The 16589-nt window shown below is 59.4% G+C and carries 15 protein-coding genes and 1 pseudogene; 5 read left to right on the top strand and 11 right to left on the bottom strand.

The window, feature by feature from the left end:
• Position 1: 1 nt before the first annotated feature.
• The 3 genes from glpK to LIX15_RS09470 form a co-directional block, all read right to left on the bottom strand.
• Positions 2-1540 (bottom strand): glycerol kinase GlpK, encoded by a 1539-nt coding sequence (gene glpK, locus LIX15_RS09480; RefSeq protein WP_227773493.1) that lies wholly within the window; start codon positions 1538-1540, stop codon positions 2-4.
• A gap of 99 nt (positions 1541-1639) precedes the next feature.
• Positions 1640-2605 (bottom strand): aldo/keto reductase, encoded by a 966-nt coding sequence (locus LIX15_RS09475; RefSeq protein WP_227773492.1) that lies wholly within the window; start codon positions 2603-2605, stop codon positions 1640-1642.
• Positions 2606-2755: 150 nt separating this feature from the next.
• A complete protein-coding gene (locus LIX15_RS09470) occupies positions 2756-3634 on the bottom strand; it encodes a thermonuclease family protein (RefSeq protein ID WP_227773491.1) in 879 nt (292 codons plus the stop codon).
• A gap of 95 nt (positions 3635-3729) precedes the next feature.
• On the opposite strand from LIX15_RS09470, the gene LIX15_RS09465 reads away from it, so the two are divergent.
• The gene (locus tag LIX15_RS09465) at positions 3730-3960 is read left to right on the top strand and encodes a glycine zipper 2TM domain-containing protein (protein ID WP_227773490.1); all 231 of its coding nucleotides are present in this window, start codon (positions 3730-3732) and stop codon (positions 3958-3960) included.
• Positions 3961-3981: 21 nt separating this feature from the next.
• On the opposite strand, the gene LIX15_RS09460 is transcribed toward LIX15_RS09465, so the two are convergent.
• From LIX15_RS09460 to LIX15_RS09450, 3 genes are all read right to left on the bottom strand, one after another.
• Entirely contained in the window at positions 3982-4395 is a 414-nt protein-coding gene (locus LIX15_RS09460) for a DoxX family membrane protein (protein ID WP_227773489.1), read from the bottom strand.
• 109 nt (positions 4396-4504) lie between these two features.
• On the bottom strand, positions 4505-5107 hold the full coding sequence (locus tag LIX15_RS09455) for a thioredoxin family protein (RefSeq protein ID WP_345412647.1): 603 nt from the start codon (positions 5105-5107) through the stop codon (positions 4505-4507).
• Between the two features lie 60 nt (positions 5108-5167).
• Positions 5168-5620, bottom strand: a complete 453-nt coding sequence (locus tag LIX15_RS09450; protein ID WP_227773487.1) for a DUF4112 domain-containing protein — start codon at positions 5618-5620, stop codon at positions 5168-5170.
• Between the two features lie 97 nt (positions 5621-5717).
• On the opposite strand from LIX15_RS09450, the gene LIX15_RS09445 reads away from it, so the two are divergent.
• On the top strand, positions 5718-7427 hold the full coding sequence (locus LIX15_RS09445) for an acetate--CoA ligase (protein ID WP_227773486.1): 1710 nt from the start codon (positions 5718-5720) through the stop codon (positions 7425-7427).
• 10 nt (positions 7428-7437) lie between these two features.
• On the opposite strand, the pseudogene LIX15_RS33175 reads toward LIX15_RS09445, so the two are convergent.
• The 4 genes and pseudogenes from LIX15_RS33175 to LIX15_RS09420 form a co-directional block, all read right to left on the bottom strand.
• Positions 7438-8345, bottom strand: a pseudogene (locus LIX15_RS33175) (acetamidase/formamidase family protein).
• Between the two features lie 47 nt (positions 8346-8392).
• Positions 8393-9385 (bottom strand): glutathione S-transferase family protein, encoded by a 993-nt coding sequence (locus LIX15_RS09430; protein WP_227776881.1) that lies wholly within the window; start codon positions 9383-9385, stop codon positions 8393-8395.
• A 275-nt stretch (positions 9386-9660) separates the two neighbouring features.
• Entirely contained in the window at positions 9661-11007 is a 1347-nt protein-coding gene (gene chrA, locus LIX15_RS09425) for a chromate efflux transporter (RefSeq protein ID WP_227773483.1), read from the bottom strand.
• 87 nt (positions 11008-11094) lie between these two features.
• The gene (locus LIX15_RS09420) at positions 11095-11988 is read right to left on the bottom strand and encodes a winged helix-turn-helix domain-containing protein (RefSeq protein ID WP_227773482.1); all 894 of its coding nucleotides are present in this window, start codon (positions 11986-11988) and stop codon (positions 11095-11097) included.
• Positions 11989-12133: 145 nt separating this feature from the next.
• Between LIX15_RS09420 and LIX15_RS09415 the strand changes: the two genes are divergently transcribed.
• The gene (locus LIX15_RS09415; protein ID WP_227773481.1) at positions 12134-13342 is read left to right on the top strand and encodes an MFS transporter; all 1209 of its coding nucleotides are present in this window, start codon (positions 12134-12136) and stop codon (positions 13340-13342) included.
• Between the two features lie 28 nt (positions 13343-13370).
• On the opposite strand, the gene LIX15_RS09410 is transcribed toward LIX15_RS09415, so the two are convergent.
• Entirely contained in the window at positions 13371-14237 is an 867-nt protein-coding gene (locus tag LIX15_RS09410; protein WP_227773480.1) for a QcrA and Rieske domain-containing protein, read from the bottom strand.
• Between the two features lie 345 nt (positions 14238-14582).
• Here LIX15_RS09410 and LIX15_RS09405 point away from each other — a divergent pair, with 345 nt between their 5' ends.
• A complete protein-coding gene (locus LIX15_RS09405) occupies positions 14583-16067 on the top strand; it encodes an ATPase domain-containing protein (RefSeq protein WP_227773479.1) in 1485 nt (494 codons plus the stop codon).
• The gene (locus tag LIX15_RS09400) at positions 16057-16422 is read left to right on the top strand and encodes a response regulator (RefSeq protein ID WP_227773478.1); all 366 of its coding nucleotides are present in this window, start codon (positions 16057-16059) and stop codon (positions 16420-16422) included. Before LIX15_RS09405 ends, LIX15_RS09400 begins: the two co-directional genes overlap by 11 nt.
• Positions 16423-16589 lie beyond the last annotated feature (167 nt).

Raw genomic sequence — 16589 nt, 5'->3', positions numbered from 1 at the left:
CTCACCCACCTCCTTCCTGTGCCCAGTCGAGGGAGCGCTCGACAGCATCGACCCAACGCTCGTGTTTTCTGTCCGCTTCCTCGCTCGGCATCGACGGTTCGAACTCGCGGTCGATCTGCCAGTTGTTCCTGAGTTCGTCCACGGTTTCCCAGTAGTCGACCGCGAGTCCGGCGGCGTAGGCCGACCCGAGCGCCGTCGTCTCGTCTACGACCGGGCGGACGATATCGGTGCCTAAAATGTCGGCTTGCAGTTGACAGAGGAAGTTGTTCTTCACCGCGCCGCCATCGACTTTCAGCGATTCGACTTCGATGCCGCTGTCGGCCTCCATCGCCTCGGCCACGTCGCGGGTTTGGAACGCGATGGATTCGAGCGTAGCCCGGACGACGTGTTCCTTTCGCGTGCCGCGGGTCATCCCTACGAGCGTCCCACGAGCGCGCTGGTTCCAGTGTGGCGCGCCGAGTCCGGTAAACGCGGGCACCATGAAGACGCCGTCCGTCGAATCGACGCTTCGTGCCATCGATTCCGTTTCCGCCGCGTCGTCGATAAAGCCGACATCGGCCAGCCACTCGATTGCCGCGCCCGTGACGAAAATCGCGCCTTCGAGGGCGTACTGCACCGGTTCGCCCGACCGCTGGAAACCGACTGTGGTGAGCAGGCCGTGTTCGCTCGCAACCGCTTCCTCGCCCGTGTTGAGCAGGAAGAAACTGCCTGTCCCGTAGGTGTTTTTCGCGTCTCCCGCGTCGAAGCAGGTCTGCCCGAACAGGGCGGCCTGCTGGTCGCCGAAGGCACCTGCGACGGGCACTTCTGCGCCGAGGAAGCCGTCCGGGTCGGTCGAACCGTAGGTATCGTCGTCGCTGGATGGCCGAACTTCCGGAAGCATCTCCCGCGGGACACGAAATTCCTCGCAGAGCTCGTCGTCCCACTCCATCTCGTGAATGTCGAACAGCATCGTCCGCGAAGCGTTCGTCACGTCCGTGATGTGTTCTCCCGTCAGGTTATAAATCAGCCACGAATCGATGGTGCCGAACAGGATTTCGCCCTCCTCCGCCCGTTCCCGAATATCCTGCGGTCGCGCGCGCTGGAGCTTTATCGGATCGGCGTTGTCGAGCAGCCACTCGGCTTTCGTCGCCGAGAAGTAGGCGTCCGGTTCGAGGCCCGTCTTCGACCGCACCATCTCGACTTTGCCCTCGTCCTCGATTCGCTCTATGCGGTCGGTGGTTCGTCTGTCCTGCCAGACGATTGCGTCGTGCACCGGCCGTCCCGAGTCTTTGTCCCACAACAGCGTCGTCTCGCGCTGATTGGTGATGCCGAGCGCTTCCAACTGGTCTGCGGAAACGTTGGCGTCGGAGAGCGCGCTCGTGACGACGCCCTGTGTGTTCTCCCAGATTTCGAGCGGATCGTGTTCGACCCATCCCGGTTCCGGGTAGTTCTGTTCGTGTTTTTCGTAGGCGCTGGCGACGACTCGACCGTCGTGGTCGAACAGCATGAACCGCGTGCCGGTCGTTCCCTGGTCTATCGCGCCGACGTATGTGTCCGTCATTGTTCCCCCATTCAGTGTACCGGGTTCTCCCCACTCCCGCACACCTCGTCACACAGACGGCACGAAGAATAATGATGTTTTCCCACCGATCTCGCCAGATTAGCTCGCGTCGGCAATTCGGTCGTACTGCTCCGCCGAAAGCTCAATATCGACGGCACCGACGTTTTCTTCCAACTGCTCGACGGTTCGCGCGCCGACGATTGGAATGCACGAAAAGTCGCGCTGTTGGATGAGCCACCGAAGCGCAACCTGCGCGGGCGTCGCGTCGAGGTCGTCCGCGATGGACCGAACTTCGTCCAACACCTTCCAGCCGTCTTCCGACATGTAGTAGTCCTCGAATCGGTCGGTGAGGTCGCCGCGCGACCCTTCCGGAACGTCGCCGTCGCGCTCGTACTTGCCCGTCAGGAACCCGCCCGCAAGCGGCGAGTAGGGGCACACTGCAACGTCTTGGTCGGCACAGACGTCGAGGTAGTCCTGCACGTCGTCGCCCGCCGCAGCGTGGTACATAGGCTGGGTCACGTCGAATCGCGCCAAATCGCTCACGTCGCTCTCCCAGAGCGCTTTCGTCAACTGCCACGCGGCCATCGAACTCGCGCCGAGGTAGTTCACCTTGCCGTTCGCCACGAGGCCGTTCAGGGTCGCGAGCGTCTCCTCGATTGGTGTCGTCTCGTCCCAGCGGTGGATGTAGTACAGGTCGAGGTAATCGGTTCCGAGCCTATCGAGCGTCCCCCGAATCTGATTTCGGATGTGCTTGCGCGAGAGGCCGCGTCCGTTTGGGTTGTCGCCGTCGAACGGGAAGTACACCTTCGAGGCGATGACGAAATCCTCGCGGTCGTGGTCGGAGAGCCAATCGCCTATCCACTCCTCGCTGGTTCCGTTCGGGTCGCCGTACACGTTGGCGGTGTCGATGAAGTTGATGCCGTTTTTCCACGCCGTATCGAGCAGGTCGTGGGCCGTCCCGCGGTCGGTTTCGACCGTGCCGTTGGATTCCTTGGCGAATCGCCACGTGCCGAAACAGAGTTCCGAGACTTTCGTACCGGTCGCACCGAGGGTTCTGTACTCCATGGGTGGGAGTCGTCGGGAAGGGAAGTAAAAGTCTGGAAAGCGGTGAGATTCTAATCGGATGTGCTTTTCCGTTATCCCGAATCTCTTTCTCACCTCGAGTACTCCTTTCGCAGTACCACGTCACCGTTCGCGTTCCGAACGATAATCGTGTCACCGCCGTTGTTCACACCGCCCCACCTGCCCCCAGTACAACTCCGACGCCGAATCCGAACCGCTTCCGGTGTAGAGCGTGACCGTTTCGCCCACCGCCAGCGAGACGCCCGACGGAACGCGGTAGGTGTGGCCGGAATCGTCCGAAATCGTCCACCCCGAAAGGGCAAGGGTGTCGGTTCTGCCGTTTTTCAGGACGACGTACTCGTCGTTCAAATTCTCGTGGTCGTTGCCCGCCGTGTCGGCGTGAATTTGGGGGACGGAAAGCCCGGTTGCGCCGTCACTGTTTTTCGTGGTTCGGGAACCACCCGAACCATCCCTGCACTTCCACAACCCGATTTTTCCTCGCTGGGCTGCCGACTCCGCGGAATAGAATCGCTCGTTCCTGACAAAATCGCTGTCGTAGACGCGAGCGTAACCCTGCTTCACCAACTGGTGGTTGAACGATTTTCCGTCGTCGCGGATGTACACCAGCAGTCGGTCGTATCTGTCTCGCGGGCTTTCGTTCGGGTCGAGGGAAATCGTCACCCGCTCGTCCGCGAGTACGCTTCGAGCAAACTCGCTCGCCTTGTGACCCCAGTTGCGAAGGCAGCCCGCGCCCGAATCGTCGTTCGGAACACCTTCGAATTCTTCCGGGTCGTTTGCCGTGTGAACCTCCGGCGTGTCCACGCCGAGCAATCGGACCGTCTCCTGCGTCCCGTTTCGGTATTCGAACTCCACGGTGTCGCCGTCCACGATTCTCGTGACGGTGACCGTCAACTCCTCGCCGTTCGTTTCGCCCTCCGCGGTCTGCGTCGTGCCAAACTGCGAGCATGAACATCCCGCGAGAACGACCGCCAAGACGACGAGCAAGACCAAAAGCGACGACCTGAGAGACACTATACTGTAACGGTGTTATTTCGGATTAAATTTATGTCTCTCCGCGCATTTCTTCCCGAGAACCATTTATCTGGTTGCACGACGTTCTTCCTCCTATGCGTTCCATTCGCATCGAGCGCGCCATCAGTCGCGCTCGTCACGCCGCAATCGGCGGGGCAATCGGTGGAGGTCTCGGGGGATTAATCAACAGCAGGGCGGCGAGTACCGGCGGTGCCATCGGCGCACTCGTCGGCGCGGTCATCGGCGAGAAACGACCCGTCGCGCGGGCCAAATTCGAACTCGCCAGAGAGCGGGGACAAAAGCGCGTCGAACGAGTTCGGCGATAGCTACCGCAGAACTCGCCGGATTTACCCTTTTTTCTCGCCGACGCCGAGGAATGCGAGTGCTGCACCCGCGAGCGCGACGTTTTTCAGGAAGTGATTTTTCTCGTTCTGTCGCTCCTGTCCCTCTCGCTCCCAGAAGTCGTGTATCGTCGGGGTGACGCCGACGAAGAACGCGACGATGGAACTGGCCGCCAGTGCGGGAAAGCGCCACAAACCGATGCCGAGGCCACCGAGAAGCAGGAGTCCATGCGATGATACGACCGACTCCTCCGGCATCGGAATCCCCTTCGATTCGGCGTAGGCGGCTTGTGCATCGATATTCCGAAGCCCGGAGATGGCGGTGAACACGATGATACCGCCGTACAGCAGTCGGGCGACCCTGAACGCGGTCGTTTTTGTAATGTCTTTCTCGGACGTGTCGTCTGTCGTCTCGGACATACTCACAACCAATACGGAAGCCAAGTTATAAACGACGGCTGCATGATTCGGTTACTCCCACGTCTCGTCCTGACATGCGCGTTACCTCGACGCTTCGTTTCCGGCTATCTCACTTCCACTTGATAGAACAACCCCGCGACGGGAGGAACTCCAAGTCCACGTCCTCGCCCGCCAGCACGGACTCGATTGCGTCGTGGATGTGGAACTCCGTGGGTACTTCGTCGGGATTCAGCGCGTCGTCCAGCCGCCCGTGATAAGCGAGGGTGAACGTATCGTCTCGCGACTCGCCGCCGTTCGACCGTTCTGAGGCGCTTTGTGCTTTCTTCCCTTCGTTTCGCAGGAGGAAGGGGTCGGGCGTACAGACCGCGCCGTATGCTTTTGCCACCCCCTGCGTCTCGTCGTGAAGGTAAGCGTCGTACCGGATTCGACCGTCTTCGACCCACTCCTGCATGGCTTCGAAGGAGTCGTCCGGGTACTCATCGGCGTCATTCGAGTTCACGCCGACGACAGCCGCCTCGTCGTACTCCTCTGCGATGTCGTTCAGCAGGTCTAATTTCGCCTGCGCGTAGGGACAGTGATTACAGGTGAACACCAGCAGGATCGCCTCGTACTCTGTGAAATCGTCGAGCGTGTAGGTTTCCTCGTCGGTACCGCGCAGTTCGAAGTTCGGCACCGGGTCGTCGCGCTCGATTTCGGCCTCGGACTCTTTCATTACCATACGAATAGATTGCTCATCGAGCCTAAAAATACGTTTTCCCGGTTTGGTTTCCGATTATTCGACTTCGATTTCGACGACGTCGTCACCGTCTCCGAAGCCTTCGCTTCCCGGTTCGTTCGCGAGGTCGGAAAGCACCAGTTCGAGGTTGCGCCTGTTCGCCTTCCACACAGCGTCCACGATGCCGCCGACTATCGGTATCGACCCGCCGACCACGTCGATAGCGATGTTCCCTATCATCCGCAGCAGCGTCGTGAACGAGACGCCCAACCACGCCGCTTCGAGGACGATGTACAGCGAGAGTCCGGCGCTGATCACGTCGCCAACCCCCGGAAGCGCCCCGAGAACCGGGTCGATTCCGACGCGGAAATCGGTTCCCGGGACGCGGACGAGGTCGTCGAACACTCTCGCAACGGTTCGCATCCGTTCGATTGCGGCCCGATTGACGGTGTCCGGAAGTTCGCCGTCGAAGTCGAACTCGTCCGTTAGGTCGTCTCTGTCGGTGTTCATGCAGGCTACAGTTTCCGAGATACAATAAATCCGACGGCGAGTGATTTCTCGCGCAACGACAGACGAACTTATACGAGATGGTTCGAAATACAGTGGCATGGCTTGGCATCTCGCACCCGACTTTCCCTCCTACGAGGAAGCCAGAAGCGAGTTCTCGTGGGACGCCATTCCCGACGACTACAACATCGCTCACGACCTGCTTCGGAAACACGACGACGGGAACGCAACTGCGCTGGAACAGTGCTACCCTGACGGTCGGCGCGAAACCTACTCCTTTCGTGATTTGGACGTTCGCTCGAACCGACTGGCAAACGGCCTCTCCGACCTCGGCGTCGAACGAGGCGACAGAGTCTCTGTCGTCGTTCCGCAGAAACCCGCGAATCCGCTGACCCATCTCGCCTGCTGGAAACTCGGCGCGATTTCGCTCCCGCTTTCGATTCTGTTCGGCGAGGACGCCCTGCGGTATCGACTGAACGACAGCGGTGCGAACGTGGCGGTCGTGGATTCCACCGTTCGATCGACGGTCGATACGGTTCGGGACGATTGCCCGGAGTTGGAACACGTCATCGAAGTTGACGGGAGTGCTTCCGTCGGCGACGGAAGCACTCTCGATGGCGACGAAAACCCCAGCGACCGCGACAGCTACGATTTCGAGGAATTCTGTTCGGGACGGTCGAATTCGTTCGACATCGCGGAAACGACCCGCGATACGCCCGCCATCATCATCTACACCAGCGGTTCGACCGGCCCGCCGAAGGGCGTCCTGCACACCCACGACCTTTGGCTCGGCCACTGTCCTGCGTTTCACATGTACTTCGAGCGAACTGCCGAATCGGCGGGTTCGCCCGCCGATTCGGTGTACTGGACGCCCGCGGATTGGGCGTGGATAGGCGCGCTGGGAGATTTGGTGTTTCCGGCGTGGCATTACGGCCAAACAGTCGTCGGATGTCCGATGGGCGGTTTCGACGTCGAAACCGCCTACGAACTGTTAGAACGGTTTTCCGTCACGGACACGTTCCTCCCACCCACTGCTATTCGGATGATGATGGGCATCGAGAATCCCGCACAAAAATACGAACTGTCGCTTCGAAGTATCTGCTCCGGAGGAGAACCGCTCCCCCCAGAAATCATGGACTGGGCCGAAACGGAACTGGACGGCGTTTCGGTCAACGAACTGTACGGCCAAACCGAAGCGAACCTCCTGGTGTCGAACTGTCGCGACTGGTTTCCGGTTCGCGCCGGGAGTATGGGAAAGCCGGTGCCGGGCCACGAGGTCGCCGTCATCGACCCCGTTTCCGGCGAGGAGAAACCCGTCGGCGACGTGGGAATGATTGCGGTCGAACGCGAAAACGACCCGATCGTCTTCACGGAGTACTGGAACCACCCGGAAAAAACGGCAACCACGACCCTCGACGGCTGGCATCTGACCGGCGACCTCGGCTGTCGCGATTCGGACGGTTATTTTTGGTTCAAATCCCGCGACGACGACGTGATTATCACGAGCGGCTACCGCGTCGGGCCGGGCGAAGTCGAAAGCTCGATACTGGAACATCCGGACGCGGAACAGGTCGGCGTCGTCGGGGTTCCGGACGAAACTCGCGGCGAAATAGTCAAGGCGTTCGTGCAACCGGTCGAATCCCGAGACGGGGGCGAATCATTCAGAGAGGAAATCCGCAGTCTCGTACGCCACAAACTGGCCAAATACGAGTATCCCCGCGAAATCGAGTTCGTTTCCGAACTGCCGAAGACGACGACCGGCAAGATTCAGCGGCGAAAACTCCGCGAGGGCAAGGACGAGAACGCGTGAGACCGACCGCTTAGAACGGCGAGGAAAGGTACCTCTTCGGAATCGAATTTCTGACCGTGACGAGCGGGTCAACCACCTGCGAGATTTCCAATCCGCCGACGAGACTCGAAAACAGGTGAGCGTCAGTCTCATCGAACCCGTGTTCAGTTGCGAGCAGGGCAATCGCGTCCTCGTTCGCCAACCGACACGCCGCTTTGAGGGTTTCCGCGCTCGCGATTGTTTTCCAGGCCTCCGCGGTTTCGACCACGGGCCGTGAGAGTTCGAACGCGGGATCCGACAACACCGTCACCGTGACGTCGATGTCCGTGCCGATTTCCGCCCCGGTTCCGCACATCTCCCCGTCGGCCATCGCCGCTTTCGAGTCGCCCATCGCGAGCATCGCACCCTCCTGAAACACCGGGAAGTAAGCGGTCGTTCCGCCGGTCATATCCGTCGTATCGAGGTTTCCGCCGTGGTCGTGCGGCACGAGCGTCGTGTACGATTCGTCCGCCGGAGCGACTCCAATCGTGCCGATGCAGGGTCGAATCGGTACGTCGATTTCGCCGAATCGAATCGAGTCGCTTTCTACCGGCGTCACTCTGGTTCTCGGTTCCTCGATGTCGGGGAATCGTGCAGGAGGCCGAACCCCGGAATCGTCAGCACTCGCCCGCGGTCTTCGGTGACCCGCACGTCCTCGATTTCGACTTTCAGCACGTCGCCCGGCTCCGCGCCTTCGACTGCAACCGGTCCGGTGGCGCCGTTGACTTCGGCGGGAACGTCGGCGACGAAGTCACTGTCCTCCTGTACCGCGCCGCCGAGACTGTCTACGGTTTCGACGGTCAGCGATTCGCCGCTTTCCGCAGTGTACACCGGTTCGATGTCGGGCGTAAATTCGTAAATGAGGCCGTCCTCGTCGTGGGACACCGTCTGTCGTGCCATGATATTCTTTAACAATCGAGATTCCAAAAAACCACGTTTGGGTGATGCTATTGCCGAAGTTCTTTCGGCGGCCCGCCTGCCAATCGCTCCCGGTCGTGTTCGTTCTCAAAGTCGAGTTCCGGCCCCTTCGGAACGATTTGTTTCGGATTGATGTCGGTGTGGCTCCGGTAGTAGTGTTCCTTGATGTGGTCCATTCGAACCGTCTCTGCGACACCCGGCAATTGGTACAACTCCTTCAGGTAGTTCCGCATATTCGGATAGTCCGTGATTCGTCGCAGGTTACATTTGAAATGCGTCGCGTACACCGCGTCGAATCGCACGAGTGTCGTGAACATCGCGAAATCGGCTTCCGTCAGTTTCTCCCCGACGAGATACCGCTGGTCGGCGAGGACGGTCTCCCAGTGGTCTAACGCGTCGAACAACTCGGTTACCGCCGTTTCGTACGCCGATTGGGTGTCCGCGAATCCCGCCCGATAGACGCCGTTGTTGACGGGTTCGTAAATCGCCTCGATGGTTTCGTCCACTTCACCGCGGTACGCCTCGGGATAGAACGTCACGTCCCGCTCCGCCACGCTGTCGAATGCGGTGTCCAACATCCGCATGATATCCGCCGACTCGTTGTTGACGATGGTTTCTTTCCGTTTGTCCCACAGCACCGGCACCGTCACGCGGCCCGTAAACTCCGGGTCTGCTTCGGTGTACACGTCCCGCAGATATTCCGTCCCGTTGACGGTGTCCGCGGTACATCCCGATCTTTCGGGCGAGAACTCCCATCCGTCGTCTCGCCGGTAGGGATCGACTATCGACACCGAAATCGCGTCTTCGAGTCCTTTCAGAGCTCTCGTGACCAGCGTCCGGTGCGCCCACGGACAGGCGTATGAGACGTAGAGATGGTATCGCCCCGACTCTGACGGAAATTCGGCGTCCTCGTCGGCTTCGACCCACTCCCGAAACGTCGTGGTCTGTCGCTCGAACTCGCCCTCGTCGTTCGTCGTTTCGTAGGCGTCCGTCTGCCACTCCCCGTCCACGAGGATTCTCATGGTTCGATGTAGGGTCGTTTCCGTCTTAGTCGTGCGGTTCCCCCGCGTTCCTTCCGGGTCTTTCATCGCACCGATGCACCGCGACTCGCCTTAAAACCGCTATCGCACCGTAATTCCGGCTGCGGAGAAAGAGAGTATTTTAGCTATCTCGGCTCTATTGCTTTCTGTCTATCTATATGGATAGATTTCTGGAAAGTTACCTGGATGGATTTCCAGAAATCCGCACGAATGGGACGGATTCCACCGCTTAATACGATCCAGCTCCCGTCGAATTTTCAGAGCAGGTAAAATACCGCGAAGCCGACGAACCCGCCGCCGAGGATGAGCGTCGCCGCTTGCACCCCGCGGACGAACAGCACGAAGGTCGCGACTGCGAGTGCGGCGGTGAGCGGGTCGATGATTGCCTCCCGTGCCAGCGAGACGGTCGCTCCCAAAATCGCACCGACGACAGCGGCGTTGATTCCGACCAGTGCAATCCTGACCTGCGGATTGTCGCGCACTTTCGCCACGTAAGGGAACATCGCCACGATGAATACGAACGAGGGTGCGAACGCCGCAAGTGCGGCGACGAATGCGCCGAGGACGGCCATCGGAACGCCCTGCGGAAGCAGTAACTCGTAGCCGACGAACGCGGTCGTCATCACCACCGGACCGGGGGTCAGTTGGCCGAGTGCGATGCCGTCCACGAACGTCGCGGTGTCCATCCACCCGAACTCGATGACGACGTACTTCTCGATAAAGGGGATGAGCACCAGTCCGCCGCCGTAGATGAACGACCCGGTGTAAAGCATGAACAGGACGAGTTTTAGCCACGTGTTCGCCCACAGCGTTCCGACGATGCTGGCGACTGTGCCGTACACGCCGGTTCGTCTGGCCCCAGAAGATGCGAGGTCAACGATTCTGTCGCGGGCGAGATACAGTCCTGTGAGTGAGAGGCTGACGATTGCCGCGAGCGACACGCGGTCGAGGTTCGACGCGACCCACTCACGGCGATAGACGAGGAGGGCAACTACGCCGGCCACCGCGAACTCCAGCACCGGATTCGGGTTGAACAGAACCGTCGCGACGAGTGCGGCGACGAGCAGGAAGAGCAGCTTCACGTCTATCGTCCACGAATCGCCGCCGATTTCGAACGCGAAATCGGCTTCCGCCTGCCCCAGCGCGCTTCGCGCCATCGAGTAGGCCGACCCGACGATAAGGCCGATGACGACGGGATTGACGGCGTAGAGCAGTCCGTTCTGTATCGCGGGCAGTTCCCCGTAGGCGAAATACAGGTACGAGAGCGCGATGATGATGGCGAAGGCCGGAAGCATGAAACACGACCCGGCGACGATCGCGCCGGGGGTTCCGCCGCGAACCCATCCCATGAATATCCCGAGCTGCGTCGAGGCCGGACCGGGAAGCATGTTGCAGATGGCGAGACCTTCCATGAACGTCGATTCGTCCGACCACTCCCGGCTGCTCTCGCCGACGAGTTCGTCCTCCATCATGGCGATGTGGACCAGCGGCCCGCCGAATCCCACGAACCCAATTTTCAGGAAAAATCGCGCTATTTCGCGGAGGTTCGCCGAGGAGGGGGAGCCCTTGTAACGATATTCGGGACTCCCGGTTTCGTCGACCATCGCCTTCGACTGCTTCGTTTTCGGCTATAAAGCTTCGCCTGGGTGGTCTCTGGAGATTGCGGGTGACAATTGGCGTCCTGTCGGTGTTTAATTGCGAGTGCCGTCTTGCGGTTTCAACCGTCTGCTTTCGGTGATAGTGAAATCTTCGTCAAGCGTGAGAGTAAGTTCGTCTCCCGCCTCTCGAATCGTCAGTCGTATCTCAGTCGGTTCTTCCGAAATCAGTTCTACTCCCGAGTCGCTCATACAGAAATCGAGCTTCCAGTGGGGAATCGTGGTGATGTCTTTGCCGTGGTCGTAGAAGAACGAAATCACGGCGGGGTGGTCGATGACGGTTTCCCCGACGGTCGTTTTCAAGAATCCGCCACAGCGATTGCAGGTGTGAACGATTCGAACGTCAGAATCCGTTTCATCTGCCGAGGATTCGCCGGAAAGTTCGTGGTTGACCGTACTCGCACACCACGGACAGACGCCATCGCGGAGATTCCCGACCATTCGGCGCGTCCAGCGATCGAACGCCCAGAGTCGTTCGTCGTCGGTTCGATTGCCGAGTCCGGCCGGGAGAAAGGGCGAACTAAACAGAGTTTCGTCGCAGGTCGAACAGCGTGCGTAGAAAACCTGATTCTCGTAGGTCAGTTGGAGCCGATTTTCACAGTTGGGGCAGGATTCATTGAGCGAAATCGGGTCAATTGACTCGGTTCCAGCCACACTCCCTAACATCGTTCGATACAGTGCAATTCCGCTAGCGAGATGAGTGTACCCGTCGTCGACTTGCCGGATGAAAGTTCCAGCGAGTTGGTTTAGATGGTACTGAAACTGGCCGCTGTCGCGCATCCCGACGGCGTCTTTCAGTTCCGTGAATGTCGCCGTCCACTCCGGCGCGTTCCAGAGCGCGAAGAGGATTTCCAGTCGGGTTTCGTCCGCCAGCAGTTGGAAGGCGTCTCGAACGTGTTCGTCGGCTGGTTCGACTGCCGCGGAATCCATCGACTGAAACGACGCGAAGAGCCGAACAAAAGCTACTGATTGGTGTCGGAGACGACTGTAAATCGTGTAATTTCGACAACTGAACTGATTTTCTACGAGCGATTATTACCCTCGTCTGCTTCTTCGATTACGAACACTACACTCGATGTCACAACACGCTCACGCATCCATCGATTCACTCGTCCTTCGGTTCTACGGCTATCGCGGCCTCACCTCCGGTGGATTCGTCTACCCGATTCTCACGGTGCACGCGCTCTCGCAAGGGCTCGACCTCGCTGGCGTCGGCCTCGCCGCCGGGATGTTCTTCGCCGGAACGCTCCTCGGCGAGATTCCGACCGGCTACGTTGGCGACCGAATCGGTCGCCGAAACAGCCTCTTCGTCGGTTCCGTCCTCATCTCCGTAACCCACTTCGGTTTCGCGTTCGTCGATTCTCTCGTCGGGTTCGTCTCCTTCTGGGGATTCTGGGGCGTCGCCGCCACCTTCCGATCGGGAAGCACCGACGCGTGGCTGTACGACATGCTAAACGACCACGACGCGACCGGTTCGTACACCCGCGTTCGCGGGAGAGCCACCGGCGTCTTCTACGCTTCCGCCGCGGTTTCCGCCTTGGTCGGTGGTGCGCTCTACGAACAGTGGTCGGCCCTACCGTTTTTGTTCGCAGGCGTGCTGACCGCGATTGGCGCGCTGGTCGTGCTGACGCTTCCGGAACCCGACGCCTCCCGTTCGGACGAGGGATTTTCGCTCGCAGAAGCGCGAACCGCACTCGTCTCGGTCGTTTCGAACCCGACGGTTCGGTCGTTCGTCATCCTCTCCGGAATCGTTCTCGCGGTACCGGAAACGGTCGAGGTGTTCGTTCAACCGGTGGCGCTGTCCATCGGATTTCGGCCGTCCACACTCGGCCCGCTGTACGCGGGCCTCATGCTCGCCGCGGCGGTCGGTTCCTCGACCGCCGCCGCGATCGGCCGCCGAATCGGCGTTAGGAGATGGTTTGTGGTGGGGCCGACGGCGAGCGCCGTCGGCCTCCTCGTCGCTAGTTCCGTTCCCGCCGTCGCCCTGCCCGTGTTCTTTCTTTCTCGCGGGGCTAACACGGTCACGGACACGCTCGGAAGCACGTTCGTCAACGACCGAGTCGCCTCCCGCGGACGAGCGACAACGCTCAGCGGCGTCTCGATGGTTCACGCGCTCGTCTTTCTGGTCGCCAGAACCGCTGGCGGCGCGATGGCGAACGTCACCTCGCCGCTGGTCACACTGGCCGGTTTCGGGTGTTTCGCAGTCGGCGCCGTCGCGGTTATCCGTGCGACGGCGAACCCGTTTTCGGCGCGTCCAACCGTGCGGCCCGAACGGGCCGATTGACCATCGTGACTGGTGGCGTCGAAGGGTCTTATTCACTGGAGCTTCCGGAGTCGTCATCGGGCCGCGGAAGCGCGACGAACGACGTTCGTTCGATACTGAACGGGTCGTACACCGACTGGTGGCACGGACAGTAAATCTCGTCCGCGGCACCGAACTTCGCACTTCCGGGGTCGCCCTTGAACAGCGGCACGCAGCAGAAATGCGTGCATTTGTCCATGATGGCAATGAAGCCGCTCTGCGTGCTTGCGCCCAACCACTGGTTGTTGTTGGCCATCTCCTCGACTCGTGTACTTCTGATGATTTGTACGGGAATCGTGCCGCTCGCGGGAACCTCCTGTGAGCGCCACGTCGCGACGGCGGGTTTTCCGAGTCCCGACTGCCCGATTTCGTTCCCCCACGACTCGTAATCTTCGAAATCGCTGACGTTGACGATGGCTCCACCCTCTACCTCCGACGACTGCCATTCGTACTGTGAGGACGGCGCGTAGCGGAAATAGTTATCTTGGTCTGCGTCCGGCGCGATGCCGGGATACGTCTGGACGCCGCAGTACTGGAACCACTCCGACGAGTACGTGACGCCGCCAATTTGCTGTTCGGCGACGGTTATCGTGCGACCTTCCTGTTGCTCCTCTTTTAACTCCGGCCAGAGACCTTTCACGTCTCCATTGTCCTCTACTTCGACCGGAATCTGCGGCATCGGTCGCGGTGCCGGTCCCGCGGTGTTTTCGACGCCGTAGTACTGAACGATACCACCCCCTGCGCCGGACGGTGCCGTCGCGGATTTTAGCGTTGCAACCGTTCCAGTCCCGATACCTGCCAACGCCGCGCTTCCGACGACCCCCTTGACGAAGCGACGACGTGACGTGTCTTCCGGATATTTATCCGCCTCTGACATCGTGTTGTTCACCCTGCGTGGTCCGTTGTGGGAACCTCGCGAAATCTACGAGATTCCCGCTCAGCGCTACCACGCAATCGTAGAAGATACGGATTCATCGCCCTTTGTTATTCGTCCCCCATCTGCTATTCCGGATCGCGTACTCCGAAGTCCGCCCGAGTAATGTTACATTTAATGATATATACAATTACGACGGATGCGTCGGATTTTCTCCGATATAGTATCTTTAGTTATAGATTTGTGCATCGAAATCGATTAAAGCGACGTAACGACTCCCTCTCCGCTATTTCTTCCTTTCACGCCCAATAGAGATATATGCGTATTACGGTGATTCTATACTAGGGTATGATCCACAGTCCACCAGAGCGAATATCGACGGGCGTGTCTGGACTGGACGAGATACTGCACAGTGGACTTATTCCAGGACGGAGTTATCTCGTTCGGGGCGACCCGGGAACAGGAAAGACGATTCTCGGAATGAACTACCTCACCGCCGGTGTCGAGGTCGATGAGACGGTTCTGTTTGTCAACTTAGAAGAATCAGAGGAGGACATCCGAGCGAACGCAGTAACGTTGGGAATCGACCTCTCCGACGTTCACTTTCTCGATTTGAGCCCGGATTCTGATATCTTCGTTGACGACCAATCATACGATATTTTCTCGCCGAGCGAAGTCGAACAGGAACCGCTTACCACGGCGATTACCGAGCGTGTCGAGTCGATAGCACCCGACCGGGTGTTCATCGACCCGCTGACGAAACTTCGTCATCTCACGTCGGATACCTATCAGTTCCGAAAGCAAGTCATGGCGTTCATGCGCTACCTGAAAGAACAAGGGGCGACGATACTGCTCACCTCGGAGAGTACGCCGGATTCACCCGACCACGACCTACAGTACATGACCGACGGCACCATCCAACTCGAACAGCCAGATATGAGCCGCGTCATTTCGGTGCCGAAATTTCGCGGGTCGTCCATCAGGGAAGGAAAACACTCGATGCGAATCGAACAGGGTGGTCTCGCCGTCTATCCGGAACTGACGACGGTCGGTCACGACGCCGAGTTCGTCGCCGAACCGATTCCGTCCGGCGTCACCGAAATCGACGACCTGCTTAACGGCGGTATCGAGCGCGGGACGGTCACGGTGTTGAGCGGCCCGACTGGGGTCGGCAAGACAACCGCCGGAACCCAGTTTATGAAGGAGGCCGCAAGCAGGGGCGAACGGTCGGTTATCTACATGTTCGAGGAAAGCACGGAGACGTTCATGCGCCGAAATGAGGCCATCGATATCCCCGTCGGGGAAATGATGGAACAAGGCGCGCTCGAAGTCGAAGAGGTCGAACCCTTAGACCACTCGGCGATGGAGTTCGCCCGCGAAGTTCGGAACGAAGTCAAGAAGAACGAGACGGACATCGTCATGATAGACGGCTTGCAGGGGTACAAGCTCTCGGTCAGCGGTGAGAACGACGAGATGCTCGTTAGAAAGCTTCACACGCTGTCGCGCTACCTCAAGGATATGGGCGTCTCCGTCATCCTCGTGGACGAAATCCAATCCGTCACCGGCGAGTTCCAAGCCACTGAAGCCGGAATCAGTTACCTCGCCGACAACATCGTCTTCTTGCGCCATCTCGAAATTGCTGGCGAGATGCGAAAAGCTATCGGCGTGTTGAAAAAGCGGACGAGCGATTTCGAGCGCACGCTCCGCGAGTTCAAAATCACCGACCACGGCCTCGAAGTCGGCGAACCGCTCACCGGGCTTCGGGGCGTTCTGTCGGGCGCGCCGGAGTGGACCGGACCCAAATCCGCCTCCACACTTGAAAATGGGCGGTAGCTCCGTTGTTCTCGTCCTTAGCAAGAACGAACAAAACCTCGAACTGCTCTCCAACCTCGTCGACCAAGAAGGTTGCACGGCGCGTCTCACGACCACCGTCGAGGAGTTCGACGCCGCTCTCTGCGAGGACGAATCGATCGAAATCGCCATCCTCGATATGGAGGGGTTTTCGGCGGACTTGTGGAAACGATGCGGCTATCTGCACGAACAAGGTGCTCAATCCGTTGTCTTCACCCCATCGACACCCGCGCACGTTCGACGCGAGGCGATCAGCCGCGGCGTTCGTTCCATCCTCGAAAAACCGGTCGATACAGTCGACCTTCGGGCGACGATTCGCGGGATGTTGATGCGGTGATCTAAAATTCTTCGCTCTTGATACTTCAGATGACTCCCCGATCAGGTTACATTCACCGTTCAATGAGACAAGAACGATAGATACTCCGGATTCGGGTTCGTCGTTGCTGTCACCTCGCTGGTTATTTTCGCCCGCAAGAGACAACGTCTTTAAGCCTCTCGTCAAAT

The organism is Haladaptatus pallidirubidus (assembly GCF_020700235.1).
In the GTDB taxonomy this organism is placed as follows: domain Archaea; phylum Halobacteriota; class Halobacteria; order Halobacteriales; family Haladaptataceae; genus Haladaptatus; species Haladaptatus pallidirubidus.
This window is presented reverse-complemented; position numbering and strand designations above follow the sequence as displayed.